At 44.9% G+C, this 21,160-nt stretch carries 16 protein-coding genes; 13 read left to right on the top strand and 3 right to left on the bottom strand.

Annotation, left to right across the window (positions count from 1 at the left end):
* Positions 1-1,075 precede the first annotated feature (1,075 nt).
* The 4 genes from thrS (at position 1,076) to rnr (ending at position 7,514) form a co-directional block, all read left to right on the top strand.
* Complete coding sequence (gene thrS / locus ACTXGE_RS00005) at positions 1,076-3,010, top strand: threonine--tRNA ligase (RefSeq protein ID WP_443541322.1); 1,935 nt, start codon at positions 1,076-1,078, stop codon at positions 3,008-3,010.
* A gap of 5 nt (positions 3,011-3,015) precedes the next feature.
* On the top strand, positions 3,016-3,537 hold the full coding sequence (gene infC / locus ACTXGE_RS00010; protein WP_443541335.1) for a translation initiation factor IF-3: 522 nt from the start codon (positions 3,016-3,018) through the stop codon (positions 3,535-3,537).
* Between the two features lie 306 nt (positions 3,538-3,843).
* Positions 3,844-5,079, top strand: a complete 1,236-nt coding sequence (locus ACTXGE_RS00015; protein WP_443541321.1) for a toxic anion resistance protein — start codon at positions 3,844-3,846, stop codon at positions 5,077-5,079.
* Between the two features lie 173 nt (positions 5,080-5,252).
* On the top strand, positions 5,253-7,514 hold the full coding sequence (gene rnr / locus ACTXGE_RS00020) for a ribonuclease R (RefSeq protein WP_443541320.1): 2,262 nt from the start codon (positions 5,253-5,255) through the stop codon (positions 7,512-7,514).
* 138 nt (positions 7,515-7,652) lie between these two features.
* On the opposite strand, the gene ACTXGE_RS00025 is transcribed toward rnr, so the two are convergent.
* From ACTXGE_RS00025 to hisA, 3 genes are all read right to left on the bottom strand, one after another.
* Positions 7,653-7,931: a hypothetical protein gene (locus ACTXGE_RS00025; RefSeq protein ID WP_435949883.1), complete on the bottom strand. Its 279-nt coding sequence runs from the start codon at positions 7,929-7,931 to the stop codon at positions 7,653-7,655.
* Between the two features lie 58 nt (positions 7,932-7,989).
* Positions 7,990-9,507 carry a mechanosensitive ion channel domain-containing protein gene (locus tag ACTXGE_RS00030; RefSeq protein ID WP_443541334.1) on the bottom strand — a complete coding sequence of 506 codons (1,518 nt, stop codon included), beginning with the start codon at positions 9,505-9,507 and terminating at the stop codon, positions 7,990-7,992.
* A 235-nt stretch (positions 9,508-9,742) separates the two neighbouring features.
* Positions 9,743-10,480 (bottom strand): 1-(5-phosphoribosyl)-5-[(5-phosphoribosylamino)methylideneamino]imidazole-4-carboxamide isomerase, encoded by a 738-nt coding sequence (gene hisA, locus ACTXGE_RS00035; RefSeq protein ID WP_443541319.1) that lies wholly within the window; start codon positions 10,478-10,480, stop codon positions 9,743-9,745.
* Between the two features lie 693 nt (positions 10,481-11,173).
* On the opposite strand from hisA, the gene ACTXGE_RS00040 reads away from it, so the two are divergent.
* From ACTXGE_RS00040 to nhaD, 9 genes are all read left to right on the top strand, one after another.
* Positions 11,174-12,523 carry a Na(+)-translocating NADH-quinone reductase subunit A gene (locus ACTXGE_RS00040; RefSeq protein ID WP_443541318.1) on the top strand — a complete coding sequence of 450 codons (1,350 nt, stop codon included), beginning with the start codon at positions 11,174-11,176 and terminating at the stop codon, positions 12,521-12,523.
* 5 nt (positions 12,524-12,528) lie between these two features.
* Entirely contained in the window at positions 12,529-13,764 is a 1,236-nt protein-coding gene (locus ACTXGE_RS00045; RefSeq protein ID WP_317200675.1) for an NADH:ubiquinone reductase (Na(+)-transporting) subunit B, read from the top strand.
* Complete coding sequence (locus tag ACTXGE_RS00050) at positions 13,745-14,650, top strand: Na(+)-translocating NADH-quinone reductase subunit C (protein ID WP_317200676.1); 906 nt, start codon at positions 13,745-13,747, stop codon at positions 14,648-14,650. The genes ACTXGE_RS00045 and ACTXGE_RS00050 overlap by 20 nt, the downstream gene beginning before the upstream one ends.
* 1 nt (position 14,651) lies before the next feature.
* Positions 14,652-15,323, top strand: a complete 672-nt coding sequence (locus ACTXGE_RS00055; protein WP_317200677.1) for an NADH:ubiquinone reductase (Na(+)-transporting) subunit D — start codon at positions 14,652-14,654, stop codon at positions 15,321-15,323.
* Complete coding sequence (gene nqrE, locus ACTXGE_RS00060) at positions 15,323-15,931, top strand: NADH:ubiquinone reductase (Na(+)-transporting) subunit E (RefSeq protein ID WP_317200678.1); 609 nt, start codon at positions 15,323-15,325, stop codon at positions 15,929-15,931. Before ACTXGE_RS00055 ends, nqrE begins: the two co-directional genes overlap by 1 nt.
* 92 nt (positions 15,932-16,023) lie before the next feature.
* Positions 16,024-17,259: an NADH:ubiquinone reductase (Na(+)-transporting) subunit F gene (gene nqrF, locus ACTXGE_RS00065; RefSeq protein ID WP_317200679.1), complete on the top strand. Its 1,236-nt coding sequence runs from the start codon at positions 16,024-16,026 to the stop codon at positions 17,257-17,259.
* 181 nt (positions 17,260-17,440) lie between these two features.
* Entirely contained in the window at positions 17,441-18,241 is an 801-nt protein-coding gene (locus ACTXGE_RS00070; RefSeq protein WP_443541317.1) for an SDR family NAD(P)-dependent oxidoreductase, read from the top strand.
* A gap of 158 nt (positions 18,242-18,399) precedes the next feature.
* Positions 18,400-19,467 (top strand): FAD:protein FMN transferase, encoded by a 1,068-nt coding sequence (locus ACTXGE_RS00075; RefSeq protein ID WP_443541333.1) that lies wholly within the window; start codon positions 18,400-18,402, stop codon positions 19,465-19,467.
* A gap of 170 nt (positions 19,468-19,637) precedes the next feature.
* Positions 19,638-21,152 carry a sodium:proton antiporter NhaD gene (gene nhaD, locus ACTXGE_RS00080; protein WP_317200681.1) on the top strand — a complete coding sequence of 505 codons (1,515 nt, stop codon included), beginning with the start codon at positions 19,638-19,640 and terminating at the stop codon, positions 21,150-21,152.
* Positions 21,153-21,160 lie beyond the last annotated feature (8 nt).

The following is a 21,160-nucleotide window of genomic DNA, read 5'->3' on the forward strand; positions in this document are numbered from 1 at the left end:
CAAAATCGCTTTAAATTATGTTCGTAATGAATTAACTTTGAGTTTTTCTGCTGATTAAATGATAATTTTTATAGTTAGAACTGATTCCGAAAAGAAATCAAAACCAACTTTATTTTTAGCATTCTTGTCTCAGCAAAAATCCACACAAGTTGTTCTTTAGTTTCGCTTTTAAATAGTGTTCCACTGCTGTCGTCCAGTCAGTGATTTAATCTAATATCTATTTGCTAAATTCGCTTCAAACCCTTAGGGTCTTTGCTATCTAGCGAGCCGACTATCTTATCATAATAGATTAGTTTGTCAACTCTTTTTATAATTTGTTTCGCTAAGTTAAGAACTTGATTTGACTAAAATTATGAGTCTCTGTCTTGTCCTATCTCTTATCGAGGTGCGTATTATAGACGCTTATTATTTGGTGTCAAGGGTTTATTTTATTTAGTTTGAAATTTCATTTCTAATTACTAAAGTAGTTAGTTTGAAACTTCTCGCTATTGGCTGGTTGGTTAGAATGATAACTCATTCTCAATCCGCCTTCCCTTTCGACTGGGTGGCATTATACGCATGTTTAAAGTTGGGTCAAGGGGTTTGGTAGATTTATTTTATATACTGATGTTTTCTAAGATTCTGCTGTGTGGGGTGTGCCCACTGACAGTGTTTATTGCATATTAATGTCATCGACTCGTGGCTAATGATACTTATATATGTAGGAGAATCTAACTCATATTACTATATGATAGTTATAAGAACATAACCTCGCCGCTAGCCTCGATACAAGAAGGTAAAAGCAAGTGCTTGGGAGACACTTGCCCTGATACCAGAGAAAATCTACGATCTTCTGTGTAGTTAAGCCTTAATGATTACGATAATACTAGGATACCTTATGTACTGAGATACCTTCTTTAGCCAGCAGCTCATAGAGCGTGTTAGATACAAGCAAATAGCAAGATTAGCTCCCAAAAATCGTTTATAATAGCCGTCACTTAGATAACCTATATATGATAACTAGCGCTATTGCTGGTTTTTCTGTTTTAATAGCCGTCATGTATTGATAGCGTTTTAATAAATTTTGGATAAGATTATGGTAGCGATTACTTTACCCGATGGTAGCGTAAAAGAGTTTGAGGGCAGCACGACAGTCATGGAAGTAGCGCAAAGTATTGGCGCAGGTCTTGCAAAAGCAACCGTTGCGGGACGAGTAGATGGTCATTTGGTAGATGCCTCTGATCCTATAGCCCATGATGCCGTCGTTGAAATCGTTACTCCAAGAGATGCTGATGGGGTCGATATCATTCGTCACTCAGCCGCGCACCTGCTCGGTCATGCGGTCAAGCAGCTGTATCCAGACGTTAAAATGGTGATTGGCCCTGTGATCGAAGATGGCTTTTATTATGACATCTATAGCGAGACGCCGTTTACACCTGAGCATATGGAAGCGATCGAAAAACGCATGATGCAGTTGATAAAGCAGGACTATGACGTCATAAAGAAGATAACGCCACGTGATGAAGTGATTAAAATCTTTGAAGAGCGCGGTGAGGATTATAAGCTTAAGCTCATCAATGATATGCCAGGTGAAGAGGCTTTTGGTCTGTACCATCATCAAGAATACGTCGATATGTGCCGTGGCCCGCATGTGCCTAATACAAGATTCTTAAAAGTATTTAAATTAACTAAGATGTCAGGTGCTTATTGGCGCGGTGATGCTAAGAACGAACAGCTACAGCGTATTTACGGTACCGCTTGGGCGGATAAAAAAGATCTGAAAGCTTATATCCAGCGTATTGAGGAAGCGGAAAAACGCGACCATCGTAAGATTGGCAAAGCTTTAAATCTGTTTCATATGCAAGAGCAAGCGCCGGGTATGGTGTTTTGGCATGCCAATGGCTGGACGATTTATCAAGTGCTTGAGCAGTATATGCGTAAAGTGCAATACGATAACGGCTATGAAGAGATTAAGACGCCACAGATTGTCGATCGATCGCTTTGGGAGCGTTCGGGACATTGGGGCAACTATGCGACCAACATGTTTACGACGTCGAGTGAAAACCGTGATTATGCGGTAAAGCCGATGAACTGCCCGTGTCACGTGCAAGTGTTCAATCAAGGCTTAAAGTCTTATCGTGATTTGCCACTCCGCATGGCAGAATTTGGCTCTTGTCACCGTAATGAGCCGTCGGGGTCATTACATGGTTTGATGCGGGTACGCGGCTTTACCCAAGATGACGCGCATATCTTCTGTACGCAGTCGCAAATTCAGGCGGAGGTCGCAGATTTTATTAAGCTAACGCTTGCCGTATATGAAGACTTTGGTTTTGATAATATTATTATGAAGCTCTCCACCCGTCCTGAAAAGCGTGTCGGTAGTGACGAGTCTTGGGACTTTGCCGAAAAAGCGCTAGCCGATGCGCTCGATAGTTCGGGGCTTGATTGGGAGTATCTGCCCGGTGAAGGCGCATTTTATGGTCCAAAGATTGAATTTAGTCTCAAAGACAGCTTAGGCCGCGTCTGGCAGTGCGGTACTATTCAGGTCGATCCTAATATGCCCGAGCGCTTAGATGCTGAATTCGTTAACGAGCAAAACGAGCGCGAAGTACCTATCATGTTGCACCGTGCCATCTTGGGTTCGTTTGAGCGCTTCATTGGTATTTTGATTGAGAACTACGCCGGTTGGATGCCAGTATGGCTTGCGCCCAAGCAAGTAGTTGTGATGAATATCACGGATAAACAGGCCGATGCTTGCGAGAATGTAGTCAATGAGCTTAAAAACGTAGGCTTGCGTGCTATTAGCGACTTGCGTAACGAAAAGATTGGATTTAAGATACGAGAGAAAACATTAGAACGTATTCCCTATATGCTAGTATTAGGGGATAAAGAAGTGGAATCGGGCAATGTCAATGTCCGTACGCGAGAAGGTGAGAACCTCGGCGTGATGAGTGTTAACGAATTTATTGCATTAGTACAGACCGCTGTTGGTGCCAAAGGCCGACAGACCCCAAAAACAGATGAGGAGTAATACCTATTAAACAGTCAAACCGTTTAAACATTAACGAAGATATTAACGTCAAAGAAGTTCGCTTGGTTAAAGAAGATGGCGAACAAATGGGCGTAGTTGATATCGAGACCGCGATGAGAACGGCTCGTGAGGACAACTTAGATTTGGTTGAATTGGTCCCAGATGCCAAGCCGCCAGTATGCAAAATCATGGATTATAAGCACTACCTCTATGATCAAAAGCAAAAGGCGAAAGAGGCTAAGAAGAACCAAAAGCAAACTCAGTTGAAAGAGATGAAACTGCGTCCGAGCACTGATGAAGCTGATTATCAGGTAAAACTGCGTAAAATTGTCAGCTTCTTAGAAGATCAGGACAAGGTTAAAGTCAGTATTCGCTTTCGTGGTCGTGAAATGGCGCACCAAGATTTGGGTCGCAAGCAGCTTGAGCGTATCATTGAAGATACCGCAGAGATCTCAAACGTCGAGCAACATCCAAAGATGGAAGGTCGCCAGATGGGTATGCTATTAGGCCCTACTCGCAAAAAATAGGCTATAAGAGTAGTGATAGCTGTAACGTATGTAATTGTAATGTCCAACCATCAATATACAGCGATATATTGATGGTTTTTTATTATCTATGGTTGGTAGTCTTTAATTTGTAGCTGGTGTTGTTTTGCCTTTAATAGGTTCTGCATTTACAAAATCTGCCTTACCAACTCGGTAGTAACCGCGTAGTCTATAGCTAAGATTAAACGCTACTGGTTCAATCAGCTCACATTAATAAAAACAACAGGGCATTCAAAAGCTCGACCGTTAGGCCAATAAGCTCATTCACGAATTATAATAGGACATGACATGCAAGAATTGACCCCACCAGAAAACACCAATACGCCAAGCATCTCACTAACACCGCCAGAGCCTGTAATAGAGATACAAAAAAGTGAAGCGGATCAGATGGTAAAGCTAGATGAGAGTCAAATTCCAGAGCTAGACGCCAAAGTCGATGCATTCGTCGATCATGTCATCACTAACTCTGTGCATAGTCCTGAGTTTCAGCAAAACATTCAGTCCATTCACAATTTGGGCACCAAAGAGATTCGCGAGTCCGCGCAAGTCTCAAACCGCATGCTGGACTTGCCTGCCAAAAGTTTAAACGACGGTCTGTTTGATAACTCCCCTATCGCAAAATCTCTGACCGAGCTGCGCGGTATCGTCGAAGATTTAGACCCTAGTAAAAAGCAATTGACCAGTTCGCGTAAACTCTTTGGCTTGATTCCCTTTGGTAACAAAGTCCAAGATTATTTTCGTCAGTACGAGTCGGCGCAATCGCATATTAATGCGGTAGTGACTAGCCTTTATAACGGTAAAGACGAGCTACTCAAAGACAATGCCACCATTGAGCAAGAAAAAGTCAATATGTGGGAGCTAATGCAATCGATACGTCAGTATGTCTATGTCGGTAAAAAAATCGATGAGCAATTAGAGCAAAAAGTTCACGCGATAGAAGCGACAGACCCTGAAAAAGCGCGCATTATTAAAGAAGAGATGCTGTTTTATGTGCGTCAAAAGAACACCGACTTTTTGACGCAGTTGGCAGTAAACGTCCAAGGTTATTTGGCACTCGATACGATTCGTAAGAATAACCTAGAGCTGATAAAGGGTGTCGATCGCGCGACTACGACCACAGTCTCTGCTCTACGTACTGCAGTCGTTGTCGCTCAAGCGATGACCAATCAAAAGCTCGTTCTGGACCAGATTACAGCACTCAATAAAACCACCAGTAGTTTGATCGAGTCGACCTCTGAGATGCTCAAACGTCAGTCAGGCGAGATTCATGAGCAGGCGACTAGTAGCACCATTGAGCTTGATAAATTGCAAAACGCCTTCAATAATGTCTATGACACTATGGATATGATTAGTAATTATAAGATTGAAGCGCTCGAGAATATGAAGCAGACGGTCAATACTTTAACGAGTGAAGTCGATAAAGCACAAAAGTATCTCGATAAATCCAATCAGACCACGGTGATAGAGGTATCAAAAGAGCTCGATAGCAAGTCGCTAACAGACGAATCTGGTATCGATATTTAGCAGAGTAGTATCTTAATAGCCATTTTGATTTGGTTTTATATATTCACAGATGCTCATTACTTGAGTGTCTGCCTTATTTGTTATTTTAAGACGAACAATAGACGTCATATATTGCATCAAAGTTCGTGTTAAGATAGCGCCTACTAATAATTTAAAAATAGAAACGGTAATTTATGAGTTGGAATGATCCAAACGCCTCAGCTGAGGCACAAAAATATGATAATCCTATTCCTAGTCGTGAGCTTATACTTAGCACGATCACTGAGCAGGGCGAAGCGACCCATCAGCAACTGGCAAAAGCCTTTGGCATAGAGGATCCTGATCAGTTTGATGCGCTAGGCAATCGCCTAAAAGCAATGGCTCGTGATGGTCAAGTTAACCGTGATGGGCGTCCTTATCGCTATCGTACGGTCACGCAGCATGACGTCGTTGAGGGTACAGTCTCTGCACATGCCAAGGGCTTTGGGTTTGTATTGCTAAGTGATATGCCAGATTTGTTCTTGCATGAAAAGCAAATGCGCTGGGTCTTTAACGGTGACACGGTTGCGGCAGTTGCGACCTCTACAGACAATCGCGGCCGCACTGAAGGTCGCATCGTTGATGTCGTTGAACGTCAACAAAATCAATTCATCGGTACACTGGCTCGCGATGAGGACGGCTACTGCGTTGAGCTGGGTAGTCCTAATAATCATCAACCGATTACGGTTACTGATGACAATGTCAATGCGCTCAATATCAAGCAAGGCGCTCCTGTCAAAGTAGATATTATCGATTGGCCCAACCAGCACGAGTTCTCTACGGGTAAAATCACAGAAGTGCTCGATGATGAGAACGATCGCGAACTCATTATTGAGACAACGCTGCTCAATTATGATATCCCGTCAGAATTTAGCGAAGCGACGCTCAAGCAAGCCAATGACTATAAAGAGCCGACCGAAAAAGACCTAAAAGGTCGTACTGATTTGCGTGATCTACCCCTAGTCACTATCGATGGCGAGGATGCACGCGATTTTGATGATGCGGTATTCGCCGAAAAACGCTCTGGTGGCAATTATCGCGTCGTTGTAGCAATCGCTGATGTCAGTCACTATGTCACGCCGAACTCTCCTTTAGATGTTGAAGCCTTTGAGCGCGGTACGTCCGTCTACTTCCCGCATCGGGTGATTCCGATGTTGCCAGAAGTCTTATCCAATGGTCTGTGCTCATTAAATCCTGATGTCGATCGTCTGTGTATGGTCGCAGATATTAAAGTATCACGCGCCGGTAAAGTGACAGGTTATGAGTTCTATCCTGCGGTTATCCATTCGCAGGCACGTCTGACCTATAATCAGGTCAATGATTACTTTGCCAATCCAAAAGATGACAGCATTCCAAAGTCATTAACAGGCAACAAAGACGTTAAGAAGTCTATCGATACGCTACATCAGTTGTATGATTTGCTTATCCAAAAGCGTGAAGAGCGTCATGCGATGGAGTTTGAAACGGTTGAAACTTACATCAAGTTCAATGAGACAGGCGGTATTGCAGCCATTGTACCTCGCACACGCGGGGACGCGCACAAGCTAATTGAAGAGTGCATGCTCCTTGCTAATACCTGCGCGGCGAACTTTGCGCTCAAAGAAGAGCTGCCGGTGCTGTATCGTAACCACGATAAGCCAGATGGCGAGAAGTCCATGCGTGTACATGAATACGCTAAGAACTTTGGCTTGTCCTTCCCAGAAGAAAACCCGACGCAAGCGGATTATCAGCGGATTATTGAGGCGACTAAAGACCGTCCCGATGCTATAAGTGTGCACAGCATGTTGCTACGTTCGATGATGCAAGCTAACTATGCCCCTGATAATATCGGTCATTTTGGCTTGGCTTACGATGAGTACAGTCACTTTACTTCACCAATTCGCCGTTATCCTGATTTGATGCTTCATCGCGCGATCAAGGCAAAAGTCACAGGTAGCAAACAGCCTGTCATGGACTTCTCTTTGGACGGTGCGGGCACGCAAACCTCAGATACTGAGCGCCGTGCGGAAAAAGCCTCTCGCTACGTAGAATCTTGGCTCAAATGTCATTATATGACCGATCACGTCGGCGAAGAGTTCGAAGGCGTGGTAACCAGTGTGACAAGCTTTGGCCTATTTGTGACTTTGACCGACCTATATATCGATGGCCTGGTGCATATCTCAAACGTTGGCGATGACTTCTTTGTCTATGATGAAAAGCAGCAACAGCTTATCGGTAAAGATAAAGGTGGTCTATTTGGACTTGGCGACACCGTAAAAGTAAAAGTCGCTGGCGTTAATATGGACTTGTTACAGATTGATTTTGATTTGACCGCTAAGCTGAAAGCCAGCGCTATGAATCAAACTAAGAAAGACAACTCTAAAAAAGCACCTGCCAAGAAAAGCAGCCGCGGCAAAGGCGGTAACAAAAAGAGCTAGTTTCTCTAGAATCTTTTTGACAAAACTTATTTAAATAAAAAGGCTAACGCGATGTTAGCCTTTTTTGTTTTGTAGCAAGGACGATACAGGATACTTTGTTTGCAAATTAAAAAATAAATGACCGCTTGTAGCTTATAGTTACTCAGCGCTCTCTTGCATCTGTTCAAGTCGCTGTTGCTCGAGGTTTTGAGCTTGTTCAATATCAGCCGTCACATTATCAATAATGGCTTTGGGCTGCTCACCTAAAGGCTGTCCTGAGATACTGTCATTTGCCTCGTCTTTATTTTTAACTACTGCCACATCAGCATCCATTAGCGCAGCTCTGTTTTTTTGGTTAAAATAATTATTGATCATATTAAAGCCAAGTAGCATAAAGACAGTAGCAAGAGTAAAAGCTATCAGATGTTTTCTTTGCATAGGTGTAACCTTCTATAATTTGTCTTCACTCTTAATTTTTTGGACTTAGTCTTTCAAATTACTCTTGCGGACTATTATTGTTTAATAAATCAGTCTCGTCGGAGTTTTCTGCGATCTCTTGTTCTACCTTTTCCATCAATTTATCATCAGGACGGGCGTCTAATACCTCATCAGCATTGCGACCTTGCAAAATGTACTTGGCGCGGGCCTTAGCGCGTTTTTTGTCCTCATCATCATTGTTGACGTCGTCAAGCTTCACATCCCTGGTAGATTCTGGTGTCGTCGGTGTGATACTCATATCAGTGCTTTGAGGCGCTTCTTGCTCACTTAGAACTTGACCAAACTCTAGAGCTTTTTCTACCTTGTCATTAAAGCGCAAACGGTAGATAGGTTCAGGCAGACTAAAGCCTTCGTTTTCTAGCGCATGTTTGGTTTCGCGGATCGCGATGCTACGTGCTTTATAAAAGTCGGTTTCGGACTGATCCACCCACACCTGAAATTCTAAAATAATATTTGAGTCGCCAACATTGGTAATAATAGCAATGGATCGAGGCTTGTCTAATACAAAATCTAAGGTATAAATCGCATCAAGTCCGACTTTGATTGCCGCTAATGGATCATCATTGGCATCCACGCCCAGCTCAAAGGTAAAACGCCGCTCAGGGTTTTTGGTATAGTTCAAAATAGTCCCTTTGAACACCTCAGCGTTTGGAATACGCAACTGATTGCCATCTAAGGTCATTAATATCGTCGCCCGTGATGTCAATCTAACTACGATACCCTCCTGCCCATTGATATCGACTTGATCGCGCGCGCGAAAAGGCTGGCGTATACTGAGCATTAAGGAGGCAATATAGTTCTCAATCGTGTCTTTAACTGCAAAACCTACAGCGATACCGATAACCCCTGCACCGCCAAGCAGTGTGCCGAGCACAGTCTCAGCGCCTATCAAACTAAGCGCCAGTATAAGACCGAAGATGATAAAAATGACTTTGACCGTTTGTGCTAATAGCTCTGCTACAAAGGGGTTGGGCGTGAGGCGTTGCCACATCTGTTTGCGGTTGGATAGCCAACTGCCAAACCAAGCCACTATACCAAATATGACAATACCGACTAGTAATAAAGGAATGGCTTTGAGAAGGTTTCTGCCTTGGGTCTTTAGACCTTGATAGACAGTTGAGACGTTATCTTGTACATCGAGTGTACGCTCGATTTGGTCATCTACAGTGACCACATCCGTTAAACGATTGGTTAAATTAATGGCTTGCTGAGCCTTTTTTTCGTTAGGCGCCTCACCACTTAGAGTCGCAACGCCTTGTGATACCTTTACTGTGACCGCTTGCAAGCCCTCAATCTCTGAGAATATACCCTTAATACGTGTGCGAATCTCGTCGTCTTTAAGCGGTGTTGGCGTCGTTTCTATTTGCGCATTGTTAGTGCTTTGACCATTGATGACAGGCGGCGCTGGTGTCTCACTTACCTCCTCCTCACCTGGAGTCTCTATTACCTCACTGCCCTCTACACCCAAAGCCGTTGCCACGCCCGCCAGCTCCTCTGATGCAGCGTAGCTAGGCATAGCTAGTACTAAGCTGATAAATAGCAGCAGCGAGGCTAGTATAAAGCGTGGCGTAGTGCCGACAATTAATCTTAATATAAAAGGTAGTTTTTGGGCGTGCAGGCTTGAGTCGGTCATTATAAATGCTCTTTTTAATATCAAATCAATCGTGCTTTTTAGCTTTGAGTCTAGAGCATGTTGCCAATGAAATTTTTTTGATTAATGACATGCTCTAGCTGATTTAAGGAATGTCGTATTAGCGATCTAAGTACTGCTGTGCTTCGCTTAAATCCAACATGCCTTCGTAAATCGCACGACCAGTGATAATACCTTCAATACAGTCGCCAAAAGGTTTGAGTAGTTCAATATCTTTCATATCGGTCACGCCACCTGAGGCAATCACTGGCAAGCCGCCCTCTCGCGCTAAATTGACGGTTTGCTCCACATTGACGCCTTGCATCATGCCATCGCGGGTAATATCGGTATAAACGATAGATGAGACACCGACATCAGCAAAGCGCTTAGCCAGTTCAGTGGCGCGGGTATCAGTGACGTTTGCCCAGCCGTGGGTGGCGACCATACCGTCCTTGGCATCGATGCCGACGATGATGTGACCAGCAAACTCGCGGCAGGCGTCAGCGACAAACTTAGGATCTTCAACCGCTTTGGTACCGATAATGATATAGGTTAAGCCAGCACTGATGTACTGCTCGATAGTCTGCAGCGTACGCACGCCGCCGCCCAGCTGGATAGGTAGGTTGGGGTAAGATTTGGCTATGTCATGTACCACGTCTTTGTGTACCGGCACGCCATCAAAAGCGCCGTTAAGATCGACTAGGTGCAAACGTCTCGCCCCTGCATCCACCCAGCGTGCTGCCATAGCGACTGGATCATCAGAGAATACCGTGTCATCCTCCATCCGGCCCTGTTTGAGACGCACGCATTTGCCGTCTTTTAGATCAATAGCAGGGATAATAACTGGCGCTGCACACATATTTTATTCCTTATAAAAACATTACATTTATCGCATGAATACTAAAAAAGCATCATTTTGCTACAAGATATTATTGCCATAAAAAATAAGCACTAATATCAAGTAAATTCAATTAGTAACTGGCAATTTTAGGTCAATTTAGCGTATAATCCTAGGTAAATTTGTATTTGTTTTTATAGAAGAGTCATCAGACGTTGGGCTTTGTAACCTGGTTTGATACTCATAAGATATGGATTATTTGATAAATAAAAGTTTATGAGCACTGTACTCGATCCTAGGTCAGCTGCTCATTTATCAATTCAACGCTTTGGTTTCACTGTTGAATTAAGCTTTTATAGCATCACAAGTTGGTTATAAATGGCAGGATAAACGGGCTCTTATAGTTTGAGTGTTGAGTAAAACAGTCTCAATGCGCTTTAGGAGCGTTATTTATTCTGCATCTTGGTAGCCGGTCGCTAATTGGTACAACGAATAAGACATTAACGTGTTGTTAAGGAGTCTAAGGTCAGCGTTAATACTCTTGCTAGTAGCAAATCTTAAGCCTATATTTTGACAGTCTCGATGATAGTTTTTAATCCTTAGAGATTAAAGACCATATAAAATCAAGTCTGCTTAATAATCGCTTGAGTATGTTGCCGTTATACCAAACAGGACGTCTGGTATCGTTTTGAACTATGGACTAAGTTTTCGCTTATGATTACCATCAAAAAAGGTTTGGATTTGCCCATCACAGGTGAACCCTCCCGCGAGATATCCGAGCATCAACCTAAGCACGTGGCCCTTGTTGGTTACGATTATGTGGGTATGAAACCTACGATGAACGTCACAGAAGGCGATGTCGTAGCCAAAGGTCAACCTGTTTTTGAAGACAAAAAACGGGTAGGCGTTATTTATACTGCACCTGCAGCTGGCACTGTCAAAGCCGTCAAGCGCGGCGAGCGCCGGGTGTTTGAGAGCTTGGTGATTGAAGTAGACCCAAACGGCAAAGAAGTCGAGTTTGAGCGCTTTGATTCGGCAAGCCTTGCTACGCTTGATTCTGAAATTATCGAAAAGCAGTTACTGGCATCGGGCGAATGGACGGCGTTTCGTACCCGTCCCTATAGCCGTGCGCCTGAAATCGGTGCGCGTCCGCAAGCGATCTTTGTCACCGCTATCGATACCAATCCATTAGCATTTGACCCTATGCTACTTATCACTGAACAGATGCAAGCCTTTAATGATGGTCTTGCAGTGTTATCAGCGCTCAGCCCAAAAACGTATGTCTGTCATCATGCAGACGCCAAGTTGCCTGCACTCACTAAGACTGCTGGTAGCAACGTGACTGAATATCATGCTTTTGCAGGCAAGCATCCAGCAGGCCTTGCGGGTACGCATATCCATTTCTTGCATCCTATCATGCGCGGCGTAACCGTATGGACGATCGGCTATCAAGACGTTATCGCTATCGGCAAGCTATTCACCACAGGGCGCTTGTACACGCGCCGTTTGATTAGTTTGGCAGGTCCTGCGGTCAAAAACCCGCATTTGGTGGCGACTGAGCGCGGCGCTGATTTAATCGCATTGACACAAGGCAAACTGCTAGAGGGCGATAACCGCGTGATCTCAGGCTCGGTATTATCAGGTCGCAGAGTTTTTGATAACATCGCCTATCTTGGCCGCTTTCACGATCAAGTCAGCTCCTTATCAGAAGGCTATGAGCGCCCCGCTTTTCACTTCTTTAGCCCTGGCAAAAACCGTTTTTCTAAGCTGCCTATCTACATCTCGCAGTTTTTTAAGAAGAAATACAACTTTACGACGACCACCAATGGCTCACCACGAGCGATGGTACCAATTGGTATCTATGAAGAAGTCATGCCACAAGACTATCTGCCAACGCAGCTACTGCGCGCGCTGATTATCGAGGATATGATTACTGCTGTAGATCTAGGCGTACTTGAGCTGGACGAAGAAGACTTGGCATTATGCACCTTTGTCTCACCTGGTAAATATGAATACAGTGATATCTTGCGTGATAATTTGACGCGTATTGAGCTGGAGGGTTAATCACGATGAAATTTTTATACAATATGTTCGATCGTATGGAGCCATCCTTTACCAAAGGCGGCAAGCACGAAAAGTACTATGCCATCTTTGAGATGTTCGATACGTTTTTGCGTCAACCTAGCTCAACGACTTTTACCTCATCGCACGTGCGTGACGGTATCGATCTAAAACGCATTATGATTACGGTATGGCTCTGTACCTTTCCTGCAATGTTTTGGGGTATGTACAACGTCGGTCATCAAGCACTAACTGCTATTGCTCAATTAGGCCTACAGCCTGATGGCTGGCGCACTATTATCACGAGTATGGCCGGCTATAATCCAGATAGCATTTGGGCAAGCTTTGTCTACGGGGCTATGCAATTTTTGCCGATATATATCGTCACCTTTGCCGTTGGTATTACCTGTGAGATCATATTTGCGGTAGTGCGCGGTCATGAAGTCAACGAAGGCTTCTTTGTGACTTCGGTACTGTATGCGCTTATCATGCCGCCAGATATTCCTTTATGGCAAGTGGCCTTAGGTATTATCTTTGGGGTCGTGGTCGCAAAAGAGGTCTTTGGTGGTACTGGTAAGAACTTCTTGAACCCTGCCCTATCGGGTCGTGCGTTCTTGTACTTTGCCTACCCCGCTTATATGTCAGGTGATTCGGTCTGGACGGCGGTCGATGGCTTCTCGGGAGCCACGCCGCTGGGTCTTGCTGCTCTTGGGGTGACACCTGAGAACTTTACTAACGTCTACGGTCAAGCGATCACTTGGAGCGATGCTTTTTTAGGCAATATCCAAGGTAGTGTTGGAGAAGTCTCGACACTGGCCATCTTAATCGGTGCCGTATTCTTATTGTGGGCGCGTATCGCCTCATGGCGCATTATGGCAGGCTGCGTGATCGGTCTTATCTTGACCTCGCTTGTCTTTAACATGATCGGTTCTGAAGAAAACCTAATGATGAATATGCCGTTTTATTGGCATCTAGTTATCGGTGGTTTTGCTTTTGGTGCCGTCTTTATGGCAACAGATCCAGTATCAGCCGCTCATACCAATAAAGGCCGCTGGGCTTATGGTATTTTGATTGGCTTTATGACGATACTTATTCGTGTGGTCAACCCCGCCTTCCCAGAAGGCATTATGCTGGCCATATTATTTGCTAACTTATTTGCGCCTTTGTTTGACTATTTTGTGACGCAAGCCAATATCAAGCGTCAAACCGCACGGAGGGTTCGTTATGTCCAAGCCCAAAAGTAACAATGCAAAAACCATCAGCGTCGCGCTTACGCTATGCTTGGTGTGTTCGGTACTGGTCTCAGCAGTCGCTGTTGGCCTCAAGCCTGCCCAAGTTGAGAATGCACGCTTAGATCGTAACAAGAATATCTTGGTGGCAGCAGGGTTATATAACGCTGAATCTGATACTGCTGATGATGTAGTAGAGCGCTTTAAAGAGTTTGATGTCGAGATTGTTGATCTAACTCAAGGCACCTACCTAGATGACAATGCGCTCGTAGAGGTTGGAATTCCTGATCGCAATGCTTATGATGCCAGTCAAGCGACTAAAAACGCAGCGCTTAGCGAAGACTTAGGTAGTAATGATCCTGCTAGCATTGGCCGCGTTCCTAAATATGCCAAAGTCTATGTCAAAAACGATGAAGCGGGCAACCCTGAAATGGTCGTATTACCGATTCAAGGCTATGGTCTGTGGGGTACGATTTATGGATTCTTGACGCTTGAGAGCGATATGAATACCATAAAAGGTATCAGCTTTTATGAGCATAAAGAAACCCCAGGACTTGGCGCTCGTATCGAGGAGCCTGAATGGCGCGCCAAATGGCAAGGTATTCATTCTTATGATGAAGGCGGCGCGGTCGCAACTGGCGTGACTAAAGCGGGTAATCCAAAAGAGAACTGGGTCGATGGTATTAGCGGTGCTACCCTAACAGGGCGCGGCGTGAGCAACATGATTCAGTTTTGGTTAGGTGAGCAAGGCTATAAGCCTTACCTAGACGCACTACGTCAAGAGAGCGGTGAAACCATCGATAACGCTGAAGCGAAGGCTCAGTTATCTGATGACAAAGCTGCACAACCCACCACCGATCTGGCAGTAAAGTCGCCAGTAGCAAACGGCAAGGAGGCATAATATGGCGGATACAAAAGGTATTTTAACCTCGCCTATTTTTGATAATAACCCTATTGCTCTACAGATCTTGGGTATCTGTTCGGCGCTAGCGGTCACGACCAGCATGTCCAATGCGCTGGTCATGTGCGTGGCACTGACCCTAGTGACGGCGTTCTCAAGTTTCTTTATCTCTATTATTCGCAAAAAAATTCCATCAAGCATTCGTATTATCGTGCAGATGACGATTATTGCCTCTCTAGTAATTTTGGTCGATCAGGTACTCAAAGCGGTCGCTTATGACATTAGTAAAGGGCTATCGGTATTCGTCGGCTTGATTATTACTAACTGTATCGTTATGGGCCGCGCCGAAGCCTTTGCTATGAGCAATCCGCCGGTTCCGAGCTTTTTGGACGGTATTGGTAATGGTCTTGGCTATTCTGCGGTACTACTATTTGTCGCCACTATCCGTGAGCTATTAGGTTCAGGTACTTGGTTTGGCATTACTATCTTGCAGCCAGTATCAGAGGGCGGTTGGTACTTACCAAACGGCTTACTCCTATTGCCACCATCGGCTTTCTTTATTATTGGTCTGTTTATCGCCATCGTACGTATCTGGAAACCAGAACAAATCGAAGAAGCTGATTTTGTTATGAAGCCGCAGTCTAAAGGCATGGCACATGGAGGCGGTCACTAATGGGACATTACGTTAGTTTATTTATAACCTCAGTTTTTATTGAGAATATGGCACTCGCCTACTTCTTAGGCATGTGTACCTTTTTGGCAGTATCAAAAAAGGTCTCAACGGCTATTGGTCTTGGGGTTGCCGTTATCGTGGTTATGGTCATTACCGTACCGCTGAACAACTTGCTATTTCAGTTCATCCTAAAAGATGGCGCTCTAGGTTGGGCCGGCTTCCCTGGTATTGATCTAAGCTTCTTAGGTCTACTAAGCTACATCGGTCTTATCGCAGCAACCGTTCAGATTCTAGAGATGTTCTTGGATAAGTTCGTGCCCGCATTATATAACGCGCTTGGGGTTTTCTTGCCTCTTATTACGGTCAACTGCGCTATTTTGGGCGGCGTACTCTTTATGGTTGAGCGTGATTATAACTTTAGTGAATCAGTCGTTTATGGCGTTGGTGCAGGCTTTGGTTGGGCGGTCGCTATTGTCGCCTTGGCGGGTATTCGAGAAAAGCTTAAATACTCAGACATTCCAGGCCCTCTTCGCGGACTGGGTATCACCTTTATTACTGTAGGCCTTATGTCACTTGGCTTTATGTCTTTTGGTGGTATGTCGATTTAAGCGAAAGAATTTATCAGTTTCTTATTCATTTATACGGTAGCGGTACGAGAATTCACTTTTAGACCGCTACTTCATAGTTAAGGATACCTATCATGGATTATGCTACGGCGATTGGTGGCGTTGCTATGTTTACCGTGATCATCATGGGTCTGGTTGCCATTATTTTGGCAGCGCGCTCAAGATTGGTCAGTTCAGGTGACGTAACCATTCGCATTAATGAAGATCCGGCTAACGATGTGGTCACGCCAGCAGGCGGCAAATTATTGCAAACCCTTGCAAGCGAAGGTATATTTTTATCTTCAGCTTGTGGTGGCGGTGGTACATGCGCACAGTGTCGCTGCCGCGTTATCGAAGGTGGCGGCTCTATTTTGCCTACCGAAGAGGGCTACTTTACCCAAGGCGAGATTCGCAATCATATGCGCTTGGCTTGTCAGGTTGCAGTTAAGCAAGACATGGAAATTGAGATCGATCCTGAATTCTTTGATGTGCAAAAATGGGAATGTGAGGTCATCTCTAATGACAACGTAGCGACCTTTATTAAGGAGCTTGTACTCAAAATTCCAGAAGGCGAAGAGGTTAATTTCCGTGCTGGGGGTTATGTTCAGCTTGAGGCGCCGCCACACGAAGTACACTACAAAGACTTCGATATCGCAGAAGAATACCGCGAAGATTGGGAAAAGTTTGGCATCTTCAAATATGTGTCAAAGGTCGATGAGCCTGTTATCCGTGCTTATTCGATGGCCAATTACCCTGAAGAAAAAGGCCTTATTAAGTTCAATATTCGTATTGCAAGTCCACCGCCGCGTGGCCCTGATAATATTCCACCAGGTAAAATGTCATCATGGACCTTTAGTCTAAAGCCTGGCGATAAAGTAACGGTATCAGGCCCTTATGGTGAGTTCTTTGCAAAAGACACGGATGCTGAGATGGTCTTTGTCGGTGGCGGTGCAGGTATGGCACCGATGCGCTCGCACATCTTTGATCAGCTCAAACGTCTCAATTCTGATCGCAAGATTAGCTTTTGGTACGGGGCACGCTCTATCCGCGAGATGTTCTACGTTGAGGATTATGATCAACTAGAAGAAGAGTTCGATAACTTTGAGTGGCATGTGGCCTTATCAGATCCATTACCAGAAGACAACTGGGATGGTTACACCGGCTTTATTCACAACGTGTTACTAGAAGAGTATCTCAAGGATCATCCAAACCCAGAAGATTGCGAATACTATATGTGTGGGCCACCGATGATGAACGCTGCTGTCATCGATATGCTTCATAGCCTAGGCGTCGAAGATGAAAATATCGCTCTCGATGACTTTGGTGGTTAAAAAATGTTTAACCGTTAAGTAAAATATTTTGTGCTAAATTAAGAGTCTCAATCGAGGCTCTTTTTTTTGTTCTAGTATCGGATAAATAGTGATCGTCAATATTATTGCCTCAATATTAGATACTTTCTTCTGCCTCTTATTACTCAATACAAGTCATTTAATACTGTCAGTAAGGATGCTTATGAAAACCAAGTTTAAAAATCTAACCATATGGATTACAGGTGCATCAAGTGGACTTGGTGCTGCGCTATCTATTGCTTTTGCAAAAAAAGGCGCGACTATCATTTTAAGCGGGCGTGATCGTCAAAAACTTGAGACCGTCAAAGATAAATGTAAACGCTCGCATAAACATATCGTTATTCCATTTGATATTACCGATAGCAAGCAGGCAAGAAAAGCCTATCAATTAATCAAAGCGCAAACAGGCAAGGTTGATTGGCTGATTAACAATGCAGGTATCTCTCAGCGCTCACTGATTATGGAGACAGAAGAGGAGGTTGAGCGCCAGATCATGGAGATAGATTATTTTGCGCAAACGCGCCTAACGCGGCTCATATTACCAGATATGATCACTCAAGGCGGTGGTAGGATCGTGATGATCTCTAGCGTAGCAGGTCTACTTGGTACGCAGTACCGCGGGGCTTATGGTGCAGCCAAAGCGGCGCTCCATATGTGGGCAAATAGCCTGCGTGCTGAATTGCATGATAAAGGGATAGAAGTCGCCACCGTATTTCCAGGATTTATTCAAACTAATATCTCAATCAATGCTTTGACGGCAGATGGTAGTCCGCAAGGCACGATGGATGAGGCGACTAATGCTGGATTGACGGCGACCGAGTTTGCCAAGCAAGTCACCAAAGCTTTGAGTAAAGGGGAGGAATATATCATTGTTGCCGGCTCCAAAGAGAAGCTTGCCACCAGAGTCAACCGTGTATCACCGCCCAAGCTTTACAAACTAATCCGCGAGTCGCAAGTCAAATAAGACTCTGCACCAAGCTTGGTTCATAGACATACTTATTAGCGTTATTGATATAAAGGGGTGTAAAATGTATCCTACATTCGCCCCTACTCTATCCAAAAATATCTATGATAAATACAAATCCGCCCGCCTCTCCCCATACCTTTAATCATAAAATTTTGATGAGCGTATTCGCTTCTGTCAGCCTGCTCAGCTTAAGTGCTTGCCAGCAAACGCCAGATTACAACTATCTAAGCGGCGAGACGATGGGTACCAGTTACCATATTAGTTATCAGCTGCCAGACCATAGTGATGAAAACGAGATTCAAGCGGCTATCGATCAGCGTTTGCAGCAGATTAACGACAGCATGTCGACTTACCAAGATGATTCAACCATTTCTAAATTCAATCGTTTGGCTGCAGATGCGTCCGTAATGATTGATGCAGACTTTAGCCAAGTGCTACAAATCTCGCGTCAAGTTTATGAGCAATCAGGCGGCGCCTTTGATCCTACCGTCATGCCTTTGATAGACGTTTGGGGCTTTGGTAGCACTATGACCGTTGAGCGTTTGCAAAGTCCGCCAAGCGCGCAAGAGATTGCACAAGCAAAAGCTTTGGTAGATTTTGAGAGTATCATGCAAAAGGACAAGCTGCTGTACAAGACCAAAGACGGTGTCGGGCTTGATTTTTCTGCGGTGGCAAAAGGCTATGGCGTCGATGTCATCGCTGATGTGCTCAAAAGTGATTATAACATTCGCAATTATATGGTTGAGATTGGTGGAGAGGTGGCGACCTCTGGCGTCAGCGCTCAAAAGTTGCCATGGCAGATCGCGATTGACGCGCCGATTGAGGGCAGTACAGTTAGCGAGCGCCAGACAATTGCAGCTATTCGCCAGCCTGCTGGGAGTACCATGCATCTAGCGACCTCTGGTAACTACCGTAACGCTATCATATTTGATGGTAAGCGCTATAGTCATACCATCGACCCCACGACGGGCGAGCCTATCGTTGGCGGCGCGCCGTCTGTAACCGTAGCTGCCGATTCAGTTGCGCTTGCTGATGCGTGGGCAACGGCGCTGACTGCTATGCCTTATGACAAAGCTCTAGATACCACTAAACGGCAGAACTTAGCAGCTCTGTTTGTGATTCATGCAGGTAATAAAGACGGCATAGGTACAAGTCCTCTAAAAACATGGACGACTGTACAAACGGCTGCTATGAAAGCTCTGCGTGCAGGAGAGTCTGACTAATTTTTACTCAGTATTTTTGCTCAGTGTCCCTCTATTAACCCATTGATTTACATTGGGTTGCCGCGTTATTTAGTCAGTCATTATTACTAGGTGTAATATTGAGCATAACTCGTTAAACTATTGCCCTTTAGTTAACTGTTGTTACCGCATTATTACACTTAAGGGTTCCCATGATTTACTCCTTGATGGCTGTGGTTTTTGTGCTCGGCTATATCGCTATTGCCTTAGAGCATAACTTCCATGTAGACAAGGCCGCCTCTGCTCTACTGACCGCTACCATCATTTGGACACTGCTGGTCATCGGTGCTGACACGTTACTCGTTGAAGAGCTGAGCGCAGTAGATAGTCTTGGAGCCACTTATATTTTAAACAGCGAGCTTAGGCATCATCTGGCAGAGATTGCGGAGATTTTGTTTTTCTTGATGGGTGCTATGGTCATCGTGGAGCTGATTGATGCTCATGACGGCTTTTATGCTATTACCAGCCGCATTCAAACGACCAATGCAGTCACGCTACTTTGGACCATAGGGACGCTGACTTTCTTTTTCTCAGCGCTGCTTGATAACTTAACCACCACTATCGTTATGGTTTCCTTGCTACGCAAACTGGTCGCTGACAAAGAGCTGCGTTGGTGGTTCGTCGGCACGGTTGTCGTCTGTGCTAATGCAGGCGGCGCTTGGTCGCCTATTGGTGATGTGACAACGACTATGCTATGGATTGGCAGTCAGATTACCGCTAGCCGTATCATTGTAGATCTAATCATCCCAAGCCTAGTCGCTGCCGTTGTGCCGCTTATCATGCTAACCCTTATCTTTAAGGGTAAGCAAGTCATGCGCCCTGTCGATGACAAAGAACCTGTGCTCTCTACTAACACCAACTACCTAGGGGATTATACAGCGACGACGGCGACCGCTTCTGCTATTAATGGTATCGATACGCCTACTACTATGCCCTCAAGCTCGCCCTCAAATGTCAGTAGTAGCGCGGTGGCAGTAGAGCCAAGCGACGTTATTACCAATAGAATGCGCCTGAGCGTTTTAGCATTGGGTTTGGGCGCACTCGCCTTTGTTCCTGTGTTCAAAACGGTCACCCATCTACCGCCTTATATGGGTATCTTGTTCGGTGTTGGGGTACTGTGGGTATTCACTGAGCTGATGCATCGTCATCAAGATTGGTACGTCAAGCAGCACATGACCGTCGTCGGTGTCTTGACCCGTGTTGATATGCCCAGCATTTTATTCTTTTTAGGTATTTTACTTGCTGTTTCAGGTCTGGCGACCGCTGGGCATTTATCTGATATGGCGATGTGGCTGGATAATACCTTTGGTAATCTATATGTCATCAATGTCTTGATTGGTCTGCTATCATCTTTAGTTGATAACGTACCCCTTGTCGCTGGAGCTATGAAAATGTATCCGCTACTTGGTGAGGCGGCGATGGCGGGATTGGCGGGCGATGAGCTGGCGCGTCAAAGTCAGTTTATGCAAGATGGCGAGTTTTGGCACTTTTTAGCGTATTGCGCGGGCGTCGGTGGTAGCTGCCTGATCATTGGATCAGCTGCAGGTGTTGCGGCGATGGGTATGGAGAAGATTCCGTTTCTGTGGTATCTCAAGCGTATCAGTGGCTTAGCTCTAGTCGGTTACTTGGCAGGCGCGGCGACCTATATCTTGATACAGATGATATAGATACTGCC

Origin of the sequence: Psychrobacter sp. T6-4, assembly GCF_052258425.1 — a bacterium.
Lineage (GTDB): Bacteria > Pseudomonadota > Gammaproteobacteria > Pseudomonadales > Moraxellaceae > Psychrobacter.